This is a genomic window from Blastomonas ursincola (assembly GCF_013607875.1).
GTDB classification, from domain to species: Bacteria; Pseudomonadota; Alphaproteobacteria; order Sphingomonadales; family Sphingomonadaceae; genus Blastomonas; species Blastomonas ursincola.
In genome coordinates this window covers 1,089,548-1,105,528 of record NZ_VDES01000002.1, presented here as the reverse complement: position 1 = coordinate 1,105,528, position 15,981 = coordinate 1,089,548, and the positions used below count along the sequence as shown (strand labels likewise).

Annotated in this window: 13 protein-coding genes; 10 read left to right on the top strand and 3 right to left on the bottom strand. The window is 65.3% G+C overall.

What is annotated here, in order from left to right; genetic code table 11:
• Positions 1 to 2: 2 nt before the first annotated feature.
• The 3 genes from FG486_RS11445 to FG486_RS11435 are packed head-to-tail and all read right to left on the bottom strand — an operon-like array spanning position 3 to position 6,699.
• The gene (locus FG486_RS11445; RefSeq protein WP_181267569.1) at positions 3 to 1,883 is read right to left on the bottom strand and encodes a ShlB/FhaC/HecB family hemolysin secretion/activation protein; all 1,881 of its coding nucleotides are present in this window, start codon (positions 1,881 to 1,883) and stop codon (positions 3 to 5) included.
• Entirely contained in the window at positions 1,874 to 4,279 is a 2,406-nt protein-coding gene (locus tag FG486_RS11440) for a two-partner secretion domain-containing protein (protein WP_181267568.1), read from the bottom strand. Before FG486_RS11440 ends, FG486_RS11445 begins: the two co-directional genes overlap by 10 nt.
• On the bottom strand, positions 4,276 to 6,699 hold the full coding sequence (locus FG486_RS11435; protein ID WP_181267567.1) for a CHAT domain-containing protein: 2,424 nt from the start codon (positions 6,697 to 6,699) through the stop codon (positions 4,276 to 4,278). The genes FG486_RS11440 and FG486_RS11435 overlap by 4 nt, the downstream gene beginning before the upstream one ends.
• A gap of 576 nt (positions 6,700 to 7,275) precedes the next feature.
• Here FG486_RS11435 and FG486_RS11430 point away from each other — a divergent pair.
• Genes FG486_RS11430 through FG486_RS11385 form a run of 10 tightly spaced genes read left to right on the top strand, consistent with a single transcriptional unit; the run spans position 7,276 to position 15,975 of the window.
• Positions 7,276 to 8,676 (top strand): methyl-accepting chemotaxis protein, encoded by a 1,401-nt coding sequence (locus FG486_RS11430; RefSeq protein WP_181267566.1) that lies wholly within the window; start codon positions 7,276 to 7,278, stop codon positions 8,674 to 8,676.
• 19 nt (positions 8,677 to 8,695) lie between these two features.
• Entirely contained in the window at positions 8,696 to 8,974 is a 279-nt protein-coding gene (locus FG486_RS11425; RefSeq protein WP_060977763.1) for an STAS domain-containing protein, read from the top strand.
• Positions 8,971 to 11,313 (top strand): chemotaxis protein CheA, encoded by a 2,343-nt coding sequence (locus tag FG486_RS11420; protein WP_181267565.1) that lies wholly within the window; start codon positions 8,971 to 8,973, stop codon positions 11,311 to 11,313. The genes FG486_RS11425 and FG486_RS11420 overlap by 4 nt, the downstream gene beginning before the upstream one ends.
• Positions 11,310 to 12,179 (top strand): CheR family methyltransferase, encoded by an 870-nt coding sequence (locus tag FG486_RS11415; RefSeq protein WP_181267564.1) that lies wholly within the window; start codon positions 11,310 to 11,312, stop codon positions 12,177 to 12,179. Before FG486_RS11420 ends, FG486_RS11415 begins: the two co-directional genes overlap by 4 nt.
• Positions 12,176 to 13,213, top strand: a complete 1,038-nt coding sequence (locus FG486_RS11410; RefSeq protein ID WP_066276669.1) for a protein-glutamate methylesterase/protein-glutamine glutaminase — start codon at positions 12,176 to 12,178, stop codon at positions 13,211 to 13,213. Before FG486_RS11415 ends, FG486_RS11410 begins: the two co-directional genes overlap by 4 nt.
• Positions 13,213 to 13,755, top strand: a complete 543-nt coding sequence (locus tag FG486_RS11405) for a chemotaxis protein CheD (protein WP_066276674.1) — start codon at positions 13,213 to 13,215, stop codon at positions 13,753 to 13,755. The genes FG486_RS11410 and FG486_RS11405 overlap by 1 nt, the downstream gene beginning before the upstream one ends.
• Before the next feature lie 16 nt (positions 13,756 to 13,771).
• Positions 13,772 to 14,152 carry a response regulator gene (locus FG486_RS11400; RefSeq protein ID WP_081096883.1) on the top strand — a complete coding sequence of 127 codons (381 nt, stop codon included), beginning with the start codon at positions 13,772 to 13,774 and terminating at the stop codon, positions 14,150 to 14,152.
• Positions 14,153 to 14,182: 30 nt separating this feature from the next.
• Positions 14,183 to 14,620: a chemotaxis protein CheW gene (locus tag FG486_RS11395; protein WP_023836565.1), complete on the top strand. Its 438-nt coding sequence runs from the start codon at positions 14,183 to 14,185 to the stop codon at positions 14,618 to 14,620.
• A gap of 37 nt (positions 14,621 to 14,657) precedes the next feature.
• Positions 14,658 to 15,707, top strand: coding sequence for a chemotaxis protein CheB (locus FG486_RS11390; protein WP_060980192.1), 1,050 nt, complete (start codon positions 14,658 to 14,660; stop codon positions 15,705 to 15,707).
• Positions 15,697 to 15,975, top strand: a complete 279-nt coding sequence (locus FG486_RS11385) for a hypothetical protein (protein ID WP_066276659.1) — start codon at positions 15,697 to 15,699, stop codon at positions 15,973 to 15,975. Before FG486_RS11390 ends, FG486_RS11385 begins: the two co-directional genes overlap by 11 nt.
• Positions 15,976 to 15,981: the final 6 nt, after the last annotated feature.

Sequence of the window (15,981 nt, the reverse complement as noted above, 5' to 3'; positions counted from 1 at the left end):
CGCTAGCGCTGCAGCCGTGACGGGTTGAACAGGATCGAAAAATAGATCCCGTCATCCTGCAGGTTGCGATTGCCCGCTACACGCGTCTTCTGGAAGTCATGCGCCCAGGTGACGCGAGCGCTCAAGGCGGGATGCGGCGTCCAGGCCAGCGACAGGCCCGCCCCCGAGATGAAATCGCGCGGAGGATTGGGCGGCTCGCGGTTCCTGAACCAGGCTGCGTCGACAAAGGCGCCGATGACGAACTGGCCCGGCCCGGTGACGTCTGCTCCACCCCCAAGGTTCAAGGGCTGCGATAGCTCGATCGAGCCGATCACCGCATTGTCGACCAGATAGAGCGTTTCGCGATAGCCACGGACCGAGTTGAGGCCACCGATCGGTAAGCGCTCTCCGGCACAAGTCACGCTGCTGCTATACTGGGCCGTCAACCGACCGCGCAATTCGGTTCCCGCTCCATTGAGCCTGCGCGCGTAATTTGCTTGGCCGAGCATGCCGATGAAATTGCGGTCGGGAGCCGGAACTCCGGCAATGTCGCTTCGGGTGCCATCGATGCCGACCGAAAGGGTGACGCTGAGCGCCAGCACCTGGCGGATCGAGCGCGACACGAAATCGAGTGCCAGGCGCGCAGCGTAATAGCGCGACACGCCATCGACCGATCCGGGCGCGAAGCTGAAGCGCTCGCCCAGCAGGAAGGTTTTCGTGTCACGGAAATCGAACTGCGCGCGCGCTACCAGCGAGGTCGAGGGCGCGAATGTCCCGTCGCCTTTGGGCATGAGCGGGGTCTTGATCAGTTGATGCGCCAGGCCGGTGTAGAGCTGGATGCCCTCCGTGCGAATGTCCAGCGGCGCGAGGATGGAATCGACCACCGCCGCATCGTTGAAGCCCAATCCCACGAAGAACTGCCAACTTGGCGAGAAAATGGGTTCCTCGAAACTTGCCGCCACATCGATCACCCCGCGTGTCCGCCCGAATTCGATGGCGAGCCGGTCACCGGGTGTCAGCAGATTTCTGATGCTGCCGCCGATCGCCGTGCGCTGCGCGCCGATGGACGGCGTGCGGCTGTTGGCAAGGCTGATATACGCGTCCAGCCGCTCTGCAGGCATGACCGTGACCGCCAGCGCCGCTTCGCCTGGTCGGCCATGGGGGCGCAGATCGGCATTGACGGTGGTAACCGCAGGACCCTCTGCCAGCAGCCGGAACTGGCGCTCGAAATCAGCGGCATTGAACGGATAGGCCGTGGCGGATGGCAGCCGGTCGAGGACGAACCGGCGGTCCAGCCCGCGTCCGGGATCGGCTATGTTCAACCCATCGGCCGCCACACGGCCAAGCACCAGCCTGAGCCGCAAGGGGCCGCTTTCGCGGATCGGCGGCTGGCTGGGGACTAGCAGACCCGAATTGACATAGCCGTTCACGGCGAACTGCGCATTGATCAGCTGGATCAGCGCGATGATCCGGGCGTAGGGAACAGGCGGGCCGACCAGATCGTTGGCGGCAAACTGGCGCTGCACCCAGGCGGGGTCGATGAGTTCGTCCGGCTCCAGTGAGACGACAAGCCCGCTTGCCGCATCGCGGGCCGGTGCCCATGCCTCAACCGGCTTCATGGCGCGGTCACCCTCGACGATGAGTTGGGTCAGCGTGACCGCCCCCTGGTCCGGGACGCCGGGGACATCGCCGGGCACGCGCGGAACCGATGGCGCCGTCGGCGTTTCGGACCGTCCGGGTGCCGGGCGCGGCACCGGATCGGCATAAACGGGGGGCGGCAGCCGTGATGCGCCCGCATCCGGTCTCAGCGCTCCATCCGGCACCACCTGCGCCGCCGCCGGTGCCCAAAGGCCCGACATGAGCGCGATCAGGCCTGCGGTCGCAAGAGCCGGTCTCAGCCGCACGGCCGATCCGGAGCGGCGCGGTCCAGCAGCGCGACAGGCCCGGCTGGACGTTCACCGGGTGCGGCCTCGGGCTCTGCTAGGCCATAGGGTCCAATCGCGGCGATGCTCAACTGGCTCGCCCCGCCGCTGGCACGCGCCGCCCGGCACCGTCCTGCCAGCACCGCACTTGCATCGAGCAGGTCGATATCCCTCGGCTCCTCACCCGAGGCGACATAATCGAGCTGGCCCTGGAAGACGAAATTGCCGTTGACCCGGATCTGATCGAGCCGGTCGGCGGCATCGATATAGAATTGCGAGCGAATCACGACATTCGCCCCCGCCTGCTCGCCCAGCGCGAATATGTTGCCGCCCTGGCTGATGATGGCAAGCGGATTGCCGATGGTGATGACGCCGCCGGTGCCTGGCCCCGACGACGTCGTCACGATGCTGGGCCCGAACGCCCCATCGCTGAGCCGCAACAGGCCCCCCGAGGGAAGGTCCAGGCGGATGGCCCCGGCGGGACCGAAAGCCGAATTGGTGGTGATCTGCGCCCCATTGGCGAGCGTGAGATTGCGCGCACCCACGGTGATCGTCCCCGCGCTCGCCGCGTCGGTCGCGAGCCCATCGTTGCTCGAGGCAATCCGCGAGCCATTGGCCAGTACGATATCCCCGGACGTGGTAATGGTGATGTTGCCGGCACCGCCCCGGGCCGCCGGTGCCACTGCGGTCGCAATCGCCGAATTGTCGAGCCGGAGTTCGCTCGCCGAAATCGAGATCGATCCGGCATTGCCCGCGCCCGTCGTGCTGCTGGTGACCGTCACGCCCCGCTCCATGGCAAGGCCTTGCGCTGCCCGTATGGTGATCGACCCGGCCTGCCCCAGGCTGGTGGTATCCGAACTGATCAAGGCACCATTGGCCAGGCTGATGGTATCGGCGGTGATCTGAAGCGTGCCGGCATCGCCGGTGCCGGCTGCGGTCAGCTCGATGCGACCGCCATCCATGCGGAAATCTCTGGCGGCAATCCCGATGTCTCCCGGGCTACCCGACCCCAGCGAATTGGCGGTGATGCTGGCGTTTCCACTCAGCCGGATGTCGGGAGCCTCGAAGCGGATCAAGCCGGCAAACGCCCTTCGGCCGCCGCTGCTGTTGTTGCTCGTGATGGCGGCATTGCCCGCGAGCCGGATCGATTCGGCCGCCCTGAACTGCACGAACCCGGCGACGCCACGCGAAAGACCGTTGGTCTCGATGACGCTGGCGCCATCGACGACTATGGTGCGGCCATCGACGAAGATGTTCCCGGCATCGCCTAGCCCTGTGGAGAGCGCCGATATCCGCGAGTCCCGGATCCTGACATCGCTGCCTTCCATCGCGATGAACCCCTGCAGCCCGGTTCCGCTCTGGTTGCTGAACAGCGTGGTTCGGTCCAGGATAAGGGCATTTCGCGCAGTGAAGATGATCGCTCCTGCTCCCCTGTCGCCAGACGCGCTCGTGTTGATCAGGCTGTCCGTGAGCGTGATCGAATCGGTGGCGAACATGACCAGCGTTGGCTCGAACAGTGCGTCGACGCTTATCGCCGTTCGCGACATCACGATCGATCCGGCATCGATTTCCACATCCTCGCGGGCGGACGTGATCGTGGCATTGCTGACAGTTAGGCGGCCCGTGGCGATCATCGGGTCGGTGCTGTTGGGGTTGATGGGCAGCACGACGGGACTGTTGCCCGCTGCGATGAGCCGGAAGCCGGATCCCCGCGAAAATCGCTCCCCGACGACCAGCGCACGATCGGATATGGAAAGGTCGCGCCCGGCCAGGGTGATGGCCCCTGGCGCTGCGATCGGCCGACTTGCCGGGCTGCCGAAAACCGCCAGCGCGCCCTCGGTTCCCTGAAACCCGAAACTCTCAGGGACGGTCATCGAGAATGTCGATCCGCCGGGTGTGACCGCCGAGAAGCGACCACCTCTGAAAAAATCGAGATGTGAAGCGGCGGCAAAATGCGCGCCGGCAGCGACATTGAGCTGCGCATTCTCGCCCAACACGATGCCAGCAGGGTTGATGAACCAGAAATCCGCATTGGGAAGCGCGGCGCTGTCGATCGTGCCATTGATTGTCGACAGCTCGCCTCCGGTCACCCGCGTGATGACGTTCTGGATCAAGGCGGGATTCGCGAAAGAAAATGTCCAGGCTGCGGTATCGCCCGCATTCAAGCGGAAAGTAGCAAGCGAGTGGAACAGGTTTCTGCCCGCCAGCCTGCCGCCGTCAATCGTCGTCCGGGTGCCATCGCGGTTGACGATGGTCCCCAGGTTCCGGTCGGGGGCCGTATCGGCGACAATGACCGTCTGCGCCTGGGCGGCGATCGGCAGCCATGCAGGCAGGGCCGCCATCAGCGCGGTACCCAGCAGGGTGCGGCGCCGCGTCATCGCCAGGCCCCCAGCAGCGTGAATGCCGCCCATATATTGGGATCGGAAAACGCACCATCGGCAAGCAGAGCGAGCTGGGCCTGGCGCAACGCCTCGGCCTTGCTCTGACCCGCATCATAGCGCGCGTAGAACTGCCGCATCAGCTCTGCCGTGCCTGCATCGTTGACCTGCCAGAGCGAGGCTATCGCGCTGGCAGCACCGGCCTGGATCGCGGCGCCGGCCAGCCCCATATTGGCCTCGTCGTCTCCGACGGCGGTCTCGCAGGCGCTGAGCACGATGAGGTCGAGCGCTCCGCCACGCGCCGAGTTGCCGGCAATCATCCGGCGCAGTTCTGAAAGCGGGATGGCTTCGCCATTGGCGACGATGAAGCTGCGGTTGGAGCCGCCGTTGAACGAGGCGTGCGTGGCCAGGTGCAGGACATCGATCGCACCGCCCCGCAGCGCCTCGGCCAGATCGGCGCGGCGGAAATCCTCGATGAACCGGCTACCCGAGCGCTTGCCGACGGCAGCGGCTATGCGCGCCTCCTCGGTCGTCCCTTCGAGCGCCGGAAAGGTGCCGCCGAAAATCTCGACGCTTTGCTGCAACGAGGCCGCAACGACGCGAAGCTGGTCATCGCGCCTGCCGGAACCGGGCTGCGAATAGCCGAGCGCAGGGCTGCCGCCCAGCCGGGTGCGCTCGACGAGGAAACGACCTGCTGCATCGGGCAGCGCCGCAAAGGGCAGCGCGCGCAACGGGCCATCGGGAATGATCACCAGGGTGGTCTGGGGCGAGAGCAGGGCTGCCACAGGCTCGATGAGCAGCGCATCAAGCTCGCGCGCGGGCTTACGCCATGCATCGTCAAAGCCTTCGCTCAGCCCCAGATTGACCTTTTCGACCAGCGCCGCGACGCGCTGGCGATCGGCAGCCTGGTTAGGCGGCAACCGCCTGTAGATGGCCGGTCCGCCCGATGCCGGACGCTCAGCCAGGATGATCTCGAGCCGGTCCGCGAGCAGAACCGGATAGAGCAGCACCTCGCCCGCCGCGAGGTCCGATGGCGTGAAGGCAATGCGCGGCGGCACGCATTCGCTGCCGAACAGGCTCTGGATCTCCGCCTCGCGAAAGGTCTCGATCATCGCCTGGGCGGCGAGGATCACCTCACCCTCGCGGCTGTCGCCCGGCGGGATCGACGACAGCGTCACATCGACCGCCTTTTCGAAGACCTTGTGCATCCGCAGGGCAAAGGTGGATTCTTCGGTCAGCGGATCGACCGCGGGCAAGAGCGGCCTTATCGCCTCGAGCGCCCGGTAGCCGGCAAGCGCATGGGCAGCGCGGCGCTCCGGGTCGATCTCTGCCAGCAGCACGTACCATTCGGGCAGCCGCACGGGTATGGGACGCTGCGCCTCGAGAAAGATCGCCTGGTTGATGCGTTCGCGCGCGGTGCCCGCATCTCCTTGCGCCAATGCCAGCCTCGCCTCCATCGCAGCCGCATAGGCCGCGCTGGCCACGTCGTTCCCTGCCGCAGAGCGCATGGCAGCGATCCGGGTGCCGAGCGTCGCCGCGTCGACCGCACCGCTTTCGAGCGCCACTTCGGCGAGCCGCCCGGTGATCTCGCTGCGCATGGCCGCGCCCGGAATGGATGCGGCGGCGGCAAAGCCCTGCTCCAGAGCGCTCGCGATGGTCGATCTGAGATAGTCCTGACGGTCGTCGGATTTGGCCAGCAGGCCGAGGGCAATTCTTGCAAGGCGCAGCTGCGCCAGCGCTGCTGTCTGGTAATCCTGTGTGGTCAGGCTGCGCACCGATGCACAGCGCAAGGCAACGGACGCGACATATTGCGGCGGCGTCGTGCCCAGCTGGACCGCGGACAGGGCGCCGCAGACGCCATCGCTGATCGCATCGGCCTGCGCCACGGTCTGCACCGCGCCGCGCGTCCCCGATCGCGAACGTCTCGCCCCGCGGGTCGCCGGTATGGTTGCTGCATTGAGCGACACCAGGCCAAGTCTGTAGGCCGCGCGCGACGCGACCTGCTGTTCTCCGGCGGCCTCCGCCATCCGGAACGCGGTCAGCAGAAAGGATTGCGCCGCAGACTGGGTCCCGCCACTGCCGGTGCGCATCAGTTCGCCCGCTGCGGCGCAATAGGCCGCAAGCTCGCGCAATTCTGCGGCACCCGATGCTGCGTCCTCTAGGTTGAGCAGTTCCATTGCGCCGTCGGCGCTTTCGTTCGATCCGCTGCGGCGCGCCAGCCGCTGTTCGATCATCTCGGTCGATCTGCGCAAGGCCGCGCCATCGATCGGTGCGGCCGCACGGCCCCGGTCGAACGATTGGCACAGTTGCGCCGGACTGGCAGCAAGGACGGGCGATGCGCTCATGACGAGCCCAGCAGCAGCCAGCTTGCCGACAACAGTCAGGCCGCCGGTAACGAGGCCGCGCCGAGAATGAAACATCCCTGCCATCATCAAGCCCTTGTCTGGGGTGAGGCTCCGCTGCCTATCGGAGGGCTGTCAAAGTTATGCCTAGCCAATGGCAAGTTACAAGTCGATTTCACAAGGCATGCGCCAAGGCTCGACCGGTCGTTACCGTCTGCCCGGCGCACGGCGACTCGCATGCCATTTGCGGGTCAGCACGTACCACCAGATTGGAACAGAAATTTTACATCCCGAAACAAGCTGCCGCACTGCGCGACCCGACGGCTCGCCAGCCTGTCGGACGGACTTTTGACCGATCCATCGATGCACTCTGTCAGACTGGCTGGACAGGGGCATCGTCGAAATGACTTCATTTTGATTTCAAACGGTTTTACCCGGTTAATGCACGCGCGGACATGGCCAATCCTCCTGCCGGCATTAACCAATCGATCGATAGCTCATCGAAGTTGAACGGGTCTGATTATCGATCAGATCGCGCTTCAAGGTAGAAAATCTCGGTAATTCTATGGGAAATTTCCATTAACCATTGCTTATGCAGTGCCGGATTAAGCGGTGTCATCCAGGCTGGACAGCGGGACGCCAGAGGAGACCGAAATGCTTAAAGACTTTTACGCCCATTATCCAATTCGCAAGAAATTCGACATAATCCTCGGCGTGCTGCTGGCCATTGCGATTATTCCCGCCGCGCACAGCGCTGTCGAGCTCGTCGGCGGCAACGGCGACGTCCTGTGGGAAATGATCGGCGAGCTGGCGGTGCTGATGGCGGTGGGGGCGTTCGTGCTATATGCAAAAAAGGCGGTCTGTGACCCCTATGTGAGTACGGTCGTCCGTATGGAGGGGCTTGCGGCTGGCGATCTGAACAGTGCCATCGCCTTTACCGATCACCGCGACTGCGTCGGCCGGATGAACAAGGCGATGCTGGTGTTCAAGGACAATGCTGCCGAACGCGTCCGCGCGGATGCGGCTCTGCGTGTGGTCGTGTCCGAGATAACGTCGGGCCTGCATCACATGAAGAACGGCAATCTCAGCTATTCGATCGACTCGGCCTTTGACCCTGAATTCGACAGCCTGCGCCGGGATTTCAACGATACCATGGGCCAGCTTTGTCAGCTGCTGACCCAGACATCGAGCGCCGCGTCGAACGTGCTCAACGGCGCCTCGGAAATCCGCTCGGCCTCGGACGATCTGGCCAGCCGCACCGAACAGCAGGCCGCCAGCCTGGAGGAAAGCGCCGCAGCGATGCGCGAAGTGACCGGCATGGTGCAGCAGACCGCGCAGAACGCCTCTGAGGTCGGCAAGCAGGTCAGCGAGGCGCATCACGCCGCAACCGATGGCGGGGCCGTCGTGCGCCGCGCCGTTACCGCGATGGACGCGATCCAGAAATCCTCGAGCGAGATCACCAACATCATCGATGTCATCGACGGTATCGCGTTCCAGACCAACCTGCTGGCATTGAATGCCGGGGTCGAGGCCGCACGCGCTGGCGATGCGGGCAAGGGCTTTGCGGTGGTCGCCAACGAGGTGCGCGCGCTCGCACAGCGTTCCGCCGATGCCGCCAAGGACATCAAGGAACTGATCACCGCTTCGACCGCAGGTGTGTCCGACGGCGTGGCGCTGGTCGATGAGACCGGCACCGTTCTCTTGCAGATCAGCGACCGCGTCGCCGCGATCAACACGCGAATCTCCGAAATCTCGCCGTCCGCCCAGGCGCAGGCGCTGCGTCTGCAGCAGGTGAATCTCGCGGTGAACGAGATGGACAAGATGACCCAGCAAAATGCTGCGATGGTCGAGGAATCGAACGCCGCTGCCCGCAGCCTTGCAGAGGAAGCCACTGATTTGGCTCAGGTTGTCCAGCGCTTCCAGACAGGAAACATCGCGCCGATCAAGCAGCCTGCGGCCGCGAAGGCACCCCGCCGTGCCCCTGCCGCACGCACGCCGATGGTTTCAGGAAACCTAGCATTAACCATTTCCGAAGAAGACTGGTCGGAATTCTGAGGAACAGGAGAACAGAGTGATGCATCAACTGACTCTGCCCAGCCGGTGCGATCGCGCGAGCGCGATCTCGCTGCATGCCGAATTGCGCGACAAGCTGAAGGCAGGACCGGTGGCGATCGACGGGTCGGATGTCACTGCGCTGGGCCAGGCCATGCTGCAGCTGCTGCTGAGCGCGCGCCAGACCGCCAACCGCACCGGGCAGGCGCTGACCATCACTCCTTCTGAAAAAATGCGCGCGACACTGACCAATGCCGGAGCCGATCCGGACATGCTGTGCGGAAATGGAATGCCGTCATGACCAACGAGGAAATCCGTACCATCTTCTTCGCCGAGTGCGAGGAAGCTCTGGCCTCCGCCGAACGGGCGCTGACCATCTGCAAGAGCCAGCCCGACAACATGGACGCGGTCAACGACGTGTTCCGCTCGGTCCACTCGATCAAGGGTGGTGCGGGCGCGTTCGGCTATACCGCGCTGCAGGTCTATACCCACGGGTTCGAAACGCTGCTTTCGGATGTGCGCGACGGCATCCTGCCGATGACCGAGGATCTGCTGTCGCTGCTGCTTCGCGCGCTCGACCTGCTTGGCGACCATGTCGCACGGGCGCTCGAGGGCAGCGAAGCGCCCGATGACAGTGCGATGATCGCCCAGCTGGCAGCGGCGCAGCAGGGTGGCGGCGCTGCGGCTGCCGCTCCCGCCGAAGCTGCTGCTGCTCCCGCTCCGGCAGAAGCGGCGCCCGAACCGGTTGTCGAAGCGGCGCCCGAAGCGCCCACCGCCACCGGATCGTCTTCCGACGTCGACGATCTGCTCTCGTTCGATCTCGATGCGATGCTCAACGACATCGCCACCGAAGTCGCACCCTCCAAGCCCGCCTGGCGCGTCACCATGAAGCCGCAGGCCAGCGCCATGCTGAACGGCGGCGAACCGCTGCTACTGCTACGCGAACTGCGCTCGCTGGGCGAAGGCACGGTGCGGCTCGACACCAGCGCGCTGCCCGATCTCGACAGCTTCGATCCCGCCGGTGCCTATCTGGCCTGGGACGTGACGCTGCCCGGCGATGTCGAGCGCGATGCGATCGAGGACGTGTTCGGCTTTTCGGGCGACGACCTGGACGTCGCGATCGATTCGGGCGGTGTGACCCCCGAAGCTGCGCCTTCGGCTCCTGCCCCGGCGGTCGAAGCCGCACAGGCCCCCACCCCCGCGCCCGCCGCAGCGGCACCTGTCGCCGAGCCGGTGGCAGAACCCGCGCCGGCCGCTGCGCCCCCGCCCCCGGTCGCCGCACCCGAGCCCGTCGCTGTTACACCCGCCCTCACACCGGCAGCAGCGCCCGTTGCCGCGGCTCCGACTGCGCCTGCCGCTGCCCCCGTGGAAGCCGCTGCCGCTCCCGCCGAAAAGACCGAGACGCCCAAGCCCGCGCTCGTTTCGTCGCAGCCCGCTCCGGCGGCGCCTGCCGCGCCGGTTTCGCAATCGGTGCGCATCGATCTGCGCAAGCTCGATCAGCTGATCGACACCGTCGGCGAGATGATGATCGCGCAGGCGATGCTGGGCCAGCAGATGTCGACCTATGGCATGCGCAACAGCAGCGAACTCGCCATGCTCGAATCGCTGACCCGCGACGTGCAGGAACGCGCAATGGCGATCCGCGCCCAGCCGATCAGCACCGTGTTCAGCCGCGTTCCGCGTCTGCTGCGCGACCTGCAGGCGAGCACCGGCAAGAACATCAACCTGGAAGTCTCGGGCGAGACGACCGAAATTGACAAGACGATCATCGAGCGCCTTGGCGATCCGCTGACCCATCTCATCCGCAATGCCGCCGACCATGGCATCGAGGACGCGGCCACGCGCACCGCGAACGGCAAGAGCCCCGATGGCACGCTCAAGCTCTCGGCCGAGCAGCGTTCGGGCCGCATCCTCATCCGCATCGAGGATGACGGTCGCGGGATCGATCAGGCCAAGGTGCTCAAGAAGGCCGTCGAAAAGGGCCTTGTCGCGCCCGACGCCAACCTGTCGGCAGACGAGATCAACAACCTGATCTTCGCACCCGGCTTCTCGACCGCCGAAACGGTCTCGAGCATCTCGGGACGCGGCGTCGGCATGGACGTTGTCCGTCAGAACGTGAAGGATCTGGGCGGTCGCATCACGGTGAAAACCGAGCCCGGCGCGGGCACCAGCTTCATCCTGACGCTGCCGCTGACGCTCGCCATCGCCGACGGCATGACCGTCACGGTGGGTTCGCAGACGCTGGTGCTGCCGCTGTCGCACATCGTCGAAAACCTGCGTCCGGGCGAAGGCGAGATCCACCGCCTTGGCAACGGCCGCCTGATGCTCAAGGCGCGCGACCGGTTCATCCCGGTGGTCAATATCGCGCGTGCACTCGACCTCGATGGCGAGATCAACGATCCGACCGAGGCCGTGCTGATCATCGTCGATACCGAGCTGGCAGGCCAGGCCGCGCTCCTCGTGGATTCGATCGTCGACCAGCGCCAGATCGTCATCAAGAGCCTCAACGCAAACTATCGCTCGGTCGAATGCGTCGCCGGCGCGACCATTCTGGGTGACGGCCGCGTGGCGCTGATCGTCGATGTCGATGGCCTGGTCGCTGCCGAAGCAGGCACGCAGAGCTATCGGGAGGTTGCGTGAACGCGCAGGCCCTCTCTTTCGAGACGCTGCCGGGGATCAGCCGGGCGGTCTACTCGCCGGAGGATTTCGCCACCGTTCAGCGGCTGGCGCATGAAACTGCGGGTATCGTGCTGGTCCCGGCCAAGTCGATGCTGGTCTATTCGCGCCTGGCCCCGCTGGTGCGCGAATCGCGCTTCACCACCTTTTCCGATTATCTCGCCTCGCTGAAGGGCAATGAGGAAGAGCTGCGTCGGGTGATCTGCGCGCTGACCACCAACCACACCTATTTCTTCCGCGAAGACCATCATTTCGAGCATCTGGGCGAGGAAGTGGCCCCGGTGCTGATCGCCAAGGCGCGCAAGGGCCAGCCGGTGCGCATCTGGTCGGCGGGCTGCTCGAGCGGCGAGGAAACCTGGTCGATCGTCACCACGATCCTGGGCGAGGACCCGCGCATGGCGGCGACGCTGGCGGGCACCGATCTGCGCATCCTGGCGACCGATCTGGACGACAATGTGCTCAATACCGCGCGTGCAGCGAGCTATTCGACCGAGAATATCTCCGCGATGCCCGCCGAACTGCGCCGGTTGTGGACCCAGTCGAGCGGCGCCACCACCACGATCAACCCCCAGGTGCGCAACCTGGTGAGCTTCAACCGGCTCAACCTGTTGCATGACTGGCCGATGAAGCGTCAGTTCGACGTGATCTTCTGCCGCAACGTCATGATCTATTTCGACCAGCCGACCAAGGAACGGCTGGTGGCCCGGTTTGCAGATCAGCTGCTGCCCGGCGGGCATCTGTACATCGGGCATAGCGAACGCGTTATTGGCCCTGCCGCTGCCCGTCTTACGCAAATCGGTAAGACTATTTACCTTAAGGAGGGCGCATGAGCATTCGTGTCCTGATCGTCGATGATTCTCCCACCATGCGTGCGCTGCTGGTCGAGGCTTTGCGCCCGGCCGCGGACATCCAGGTCGTGGGCACGGCGGTCGATGCGCGCGAGGCGCGCAGCATGATCAAAGCGCTCAACCCGGATGTCGTCACGCTCGACATCGAGATGCCGGGAATGAGCGGCCTGGAATTCCTCGAAAAGCTGATGACGCTGCGCCCGACGCCGGTCGTGATCGTGTCGGGCCTGGCGGAAAGCGGCTCGGCGATGACGGTGCGCGCGCTCGAGATCGGCGCGGTCGAATGCTATGCCAAGCCCAGCGGCGCTGCCGGCAATATCCTCGTGTCCGATCAGGGTCGCCTTGCCGAGATGATCCGCAACGCTGCCCAGGCCAAGGTGCAGGCGCATGACCGTGCCCGCCCTGCCCCGGCCCCGCGCCAGACGCTGGGATCGGCGCAGACCCGGCTGATCGCGATCGGCGCATCGACCGGCGGTGTGGAAGCGCTGCACGTGCTGCTGAGCCAGTTCCCCGCCGATTGCCCGCCCACCATGGTGGTGCAGCATATCAACGGCGCCTTTGCCGAAGCCGTCGCGCGCCGTCTCGATTCGGTCTGCGCGCCCAAGGTGATGATCGCCGAGCCCGACCTGCCGGTGCGTGCAGGCCATGTCTATATCGCGCCCGGCACCGAACGGCATCTGGAAGTGCGCGGCAGCAGCAATTCGGGCATGTATGTCCGCGCGCGGCCCGGCCCGAAGGTCAGCGGCCATCGCCCCAGCGTCGATGTGCTGTTCCATTCGGTCGCGGAAAATCTGGGCGCCGACGCCATCGGCATCCAGCTCACCGGCATGGGCAATGACGGCGCGCACGGGCTGCTCGCCATGGCCGAAAGCGGCGCAATGACCATTGCGCAGGACGAGGCGACCTCGGTCGTGTTCGGCATGCCAGGCGCGGCGATCGCGCTGGGCGCCGCCAGTGTGGTCGCGCCGATCCATCGCATCGCGCAGGTCGCCTTCGGAGGGGTCGCGCTATGCTGATGGAAACCATCGACTTTTCCAAGCACAAGCGGGTGCGCCTGATGGTCATGCAGGGCCAGGCGCGGGTGAGCGGCGATCCCAGGCTCGAGCTGACCACCGTGCTGGGCAGTTGCATCGCCTGCTGCCTGTATGACGCCTCGAACAATATCGGCGGCATGAACCATTTCCTGCTCGCCAGCCCGAGCAACGATTCCGGGCTGGACGAACATTATGGCGTGTACCTGATGGAAGTGCTGATCAACGAGATGCTGGCTTATGGCGCGGACCGCCGCATGCTGCGCGCGCATCTCTATGGTGGCGCCAACATGTCCAGCGGCATGAGCTGGATCGGCACGGCCAATGCCGAATTCGCGACCTCGTTCCTCAAGGCGGAGGGGATTCCGTTGGTCAGCCAGTCGGTCGGCGGCCCGTCCGCCCGCCGCGTCGATTTCCGCCCCTATCATGGCCAGGCGCGTTGCCGCATCGTCGACAACTCGCAGGCTCCGAAAGACCTGCCCACACCCAAGCCTCGTGAAGATCACGGCGATATTGAGCTGTTCTGAGAGAAGGACCCCGAAGATGACCTGTGCTCAAGAAAAGACCCGCATTCTGACGGTGGACGACAGTCCCAGCATGCGCGCGCTGCTCAAGCATGCGCTGACGGCGGAGGGATTCCATGTCGACCAGGCCGATGACGGCGTTTCCGCGCTCGATTGGCTTAAGGAGAACGAGTGCGATGTCGTTATTACAGACATCAACATGCCACGCATGGACGGCTTCGGCCTGATCGAGCACCTGCGCAAGGGCGCGATTCACGAGAATCGCCCGATCCTGGTGCTGACGACCGAGGCGTCCGAGGAAAAGAAGGCACAGGCGCGCCGGGCCGGTGCGACGGGATGGATCGTGAAGCCGTTCGACGCTGTGAAGCTCGCGGCTGCCGTCCGCCGCGTCACGCACTGATCCTGCTAGCCTGTTGTTGGGGGAAGAGAAATGAACCGTCAGCTGATCACGTTTGAAGTCGAAGGCCAGACCTTCGGAATCGACATCATGGGCATCCGCGAAATCCGCGCCTGGTCGCCCACCACCCGCCTGCCGCGCGTGCCCGATTACGTTGCCGGCGTCGTCAACCTGCGCGGCATCGTGCTGCCGGTGATCGATCTGGCGGCGCGCCTGGGCTGGAACAAGTCCAAGCCCGGCGAGCGGCACGTCATCATCGTCACCGAGGTCAACGGGCAGCTCAAGGGCATGATCGTCGATGCGGTGCGCGATATCGTGACCTTCGACCAGAGCGCGCTGCAGCCGCCGCCGACCACGGGCGATTCGGTGCTGCCCTTCCTCGAAGGGCTTGCCTCGCTCGACGACCGCATGGTGATGGTGCTCGACCTCGTCGCCCTCACCCATGAAATCGAATATGCCGACGCTGCCTGATCGCAGCCTGATTTCCCGTAACTGAAGGGTCAAACCAATGACTGCCGCCGCCCGTGTTCTGATCGTCGATGACTCCATCACCATGCGTGCGCTGTTCACCAGCGCGCTGGAAAAGGACAAGAATATCGAGGTGCTGGGCGCCGCCCGCGACGTCATCGAGGCGCGCGAGATGATCGCCGAACTGCGCCCCAACGTGCTGACGCTCGACGTCGAAATGCCCGGCATGAACGGCATCGACTTCCTCGCCGAACTGATGGCCGAGCGCCCCATTCCGGTGGTGATGCTCTCCACCCTGACCCAGAAGGGCGCGGACATCTCGCTGCGCGCGATCGAGCTGGGCGCGGTCGACTGCTTCCCCAAGCCGCAAAAGGCGACGGCGGAAGAATTCGCCAAGATTTCGGGCAAGCTGTGCAAGACCGTGCTGACCGCCGCGCGCACCAATCTGGAAGCGCGCGCCAAGGCCAAGGACGCGGTCGATCTCAGCGCCTCGTTCAATTATCGCTGGAACGGCCAGGTCATCGCGATCGCGGGCGGAATGGGCTCGATCGACCCGGCCACCGTTGCGGTCACCAGCCTGCCGACCAACTGCCCGCCGACCATCGTGTCGCTGGCGATCGACGAGGCGCTCTCGGCCTCGCTGACGGCCAATCTCAACAAGGATTGCCGCGCGCAGATCAAGATCGCCGAAGACGGCGCACTGCTCGAACCGGGCATCATCCATGTCGCGGTCGATCCGCGCTATCATGTGGTGATCGACAGCTGGCCCAATGGCCGCATCCGCCTGGTCGAACGCGATCCCGTCAACGGTGCGCGTCCGTCAGCCGACCTGCTGATGGCATCGCTCGCCAAGACCGTCGGTGCCAAGGGTGTCGGCCTGCTGCTCTCGGGCGGTGGCGAAGATGGCGCCGCGGGCATGGGCGCGCTGCGTGCCGCGGAAGGCACCTGCCTGTTGCAGTCGCCCGACACCGCGCTGATCCCCGAAATGATCGGCGCCGCCATCGCCAAGGGCATCATGAACTTCGTGCCCCCGGCGGAATTCGGTGCACGCCTGTGCCCGCCCGACGAGGCGACGCAGAATGCTGCATGACCGCACGGCCCTGCGCGTCATTGCCGATCTGCTGCGCTCTACCGGGCATCTGACCGAACAGGTCGGCTCGTCGCTCTGCCAGGACGAGGAGACGGCTATCCGCAACCTGACGCTGCTGCAGGACATCGACCTGCTGGCGCAGCGTCAGGTCGCGATCGCCGAGATCCTGGAATCGGAGGACCTGTCGCAGTCGCTCGCCAATTGCCGGCTCGAATGGATCGCCAGCGCCTACCGCCCCGTCAGCAGCGGCCACGCGCCGGAGGCCTGACGCCGG

What these genes read in the sequence shown, in the direction of transcription:
- FG486_RS11440 (WP_181267568.1), bottom strand. Translation starts at nt 4,279, where the DNA reads ATGACGCGGCGCCGCACCCTGCTGGGTACCGCGCTGATGGCGGCCCTG.
- FG486_RS11430 (WP_181267566.1), top strand. Translation starts at nt 7,276, where the DNA reads ATGCTTAAAGACTTTTACGCCCATTATCCAATTCGCAAGAAATTCGAC.
- FG486_RS11390 (WP_060980192.1), top strand. Translation starts at nt 14,658, where the DNA reads ATGACTGCCGCCGCCCGTGTTCTGATCGTCGATGACTCCATCACCATG.
- FG486_RS11395 (WP_023836565.1), top strand. Translation starts at nt 14,183, where the DNA reads ATGAACCGTCAGCTGATCACGTTTGAAGTCGAAGGCCAGACCTTCGGA.
- FG486_RS11410 (WP_066276669.1), top strand. Translation starts at nt 12,176, where the DNA reads ATGAGCATTCGTGTCCTGATCGTCGATGATTCTCCCACCATGCGTGCG.
- FG486_RS11435 (WP_181267567.1), bottom strand. Translation starts at nt 6,699, where the DNA reads ATGTTTCATTCTCGGCGCGGCCTCGTTACCGGCGGCCTGACTGTTGTC.
- FG486_RS11400 (WP_081096883.1), top strand. Translation starts at nt 13,772, where the DNA reads ATGACCTGTGCTCAAGAAAAGACCCGCATTCTGACGGTGGACGACAGT.
- FG486_RS11420 (WP_181267565.1), top strand. Translation starts at nt 8,971, where the DNA reads ATGACCAACGAGGAAATCCGTACCATCTTCTTCGCCGAGTGCGAGGAA.
- FG486_RS11405 (WP_066276674.1), top strand. Translation starts at nt 13,213, where the DNA reads ATGGAAACCATCGACTTTTCCAAGCACAAGCGGGTGCGCCTGATGGTC.
- FG486_RS11425 (WP_060977763.1), top strand. Translation starts at nt 8,696, where the DNA reads ATGCATCAACTGACTCTGCCCAGCCGGTGCGATCGCGCGAGCGCGATC.
- FG486_RS11385 (WP_066276659.1), top strand. Translation starts at nt 15,697, where the DNA reads ATGCTGCATGACCGCACGGCCCTGCGCGTCATTGCCGATCTGCTGCGC.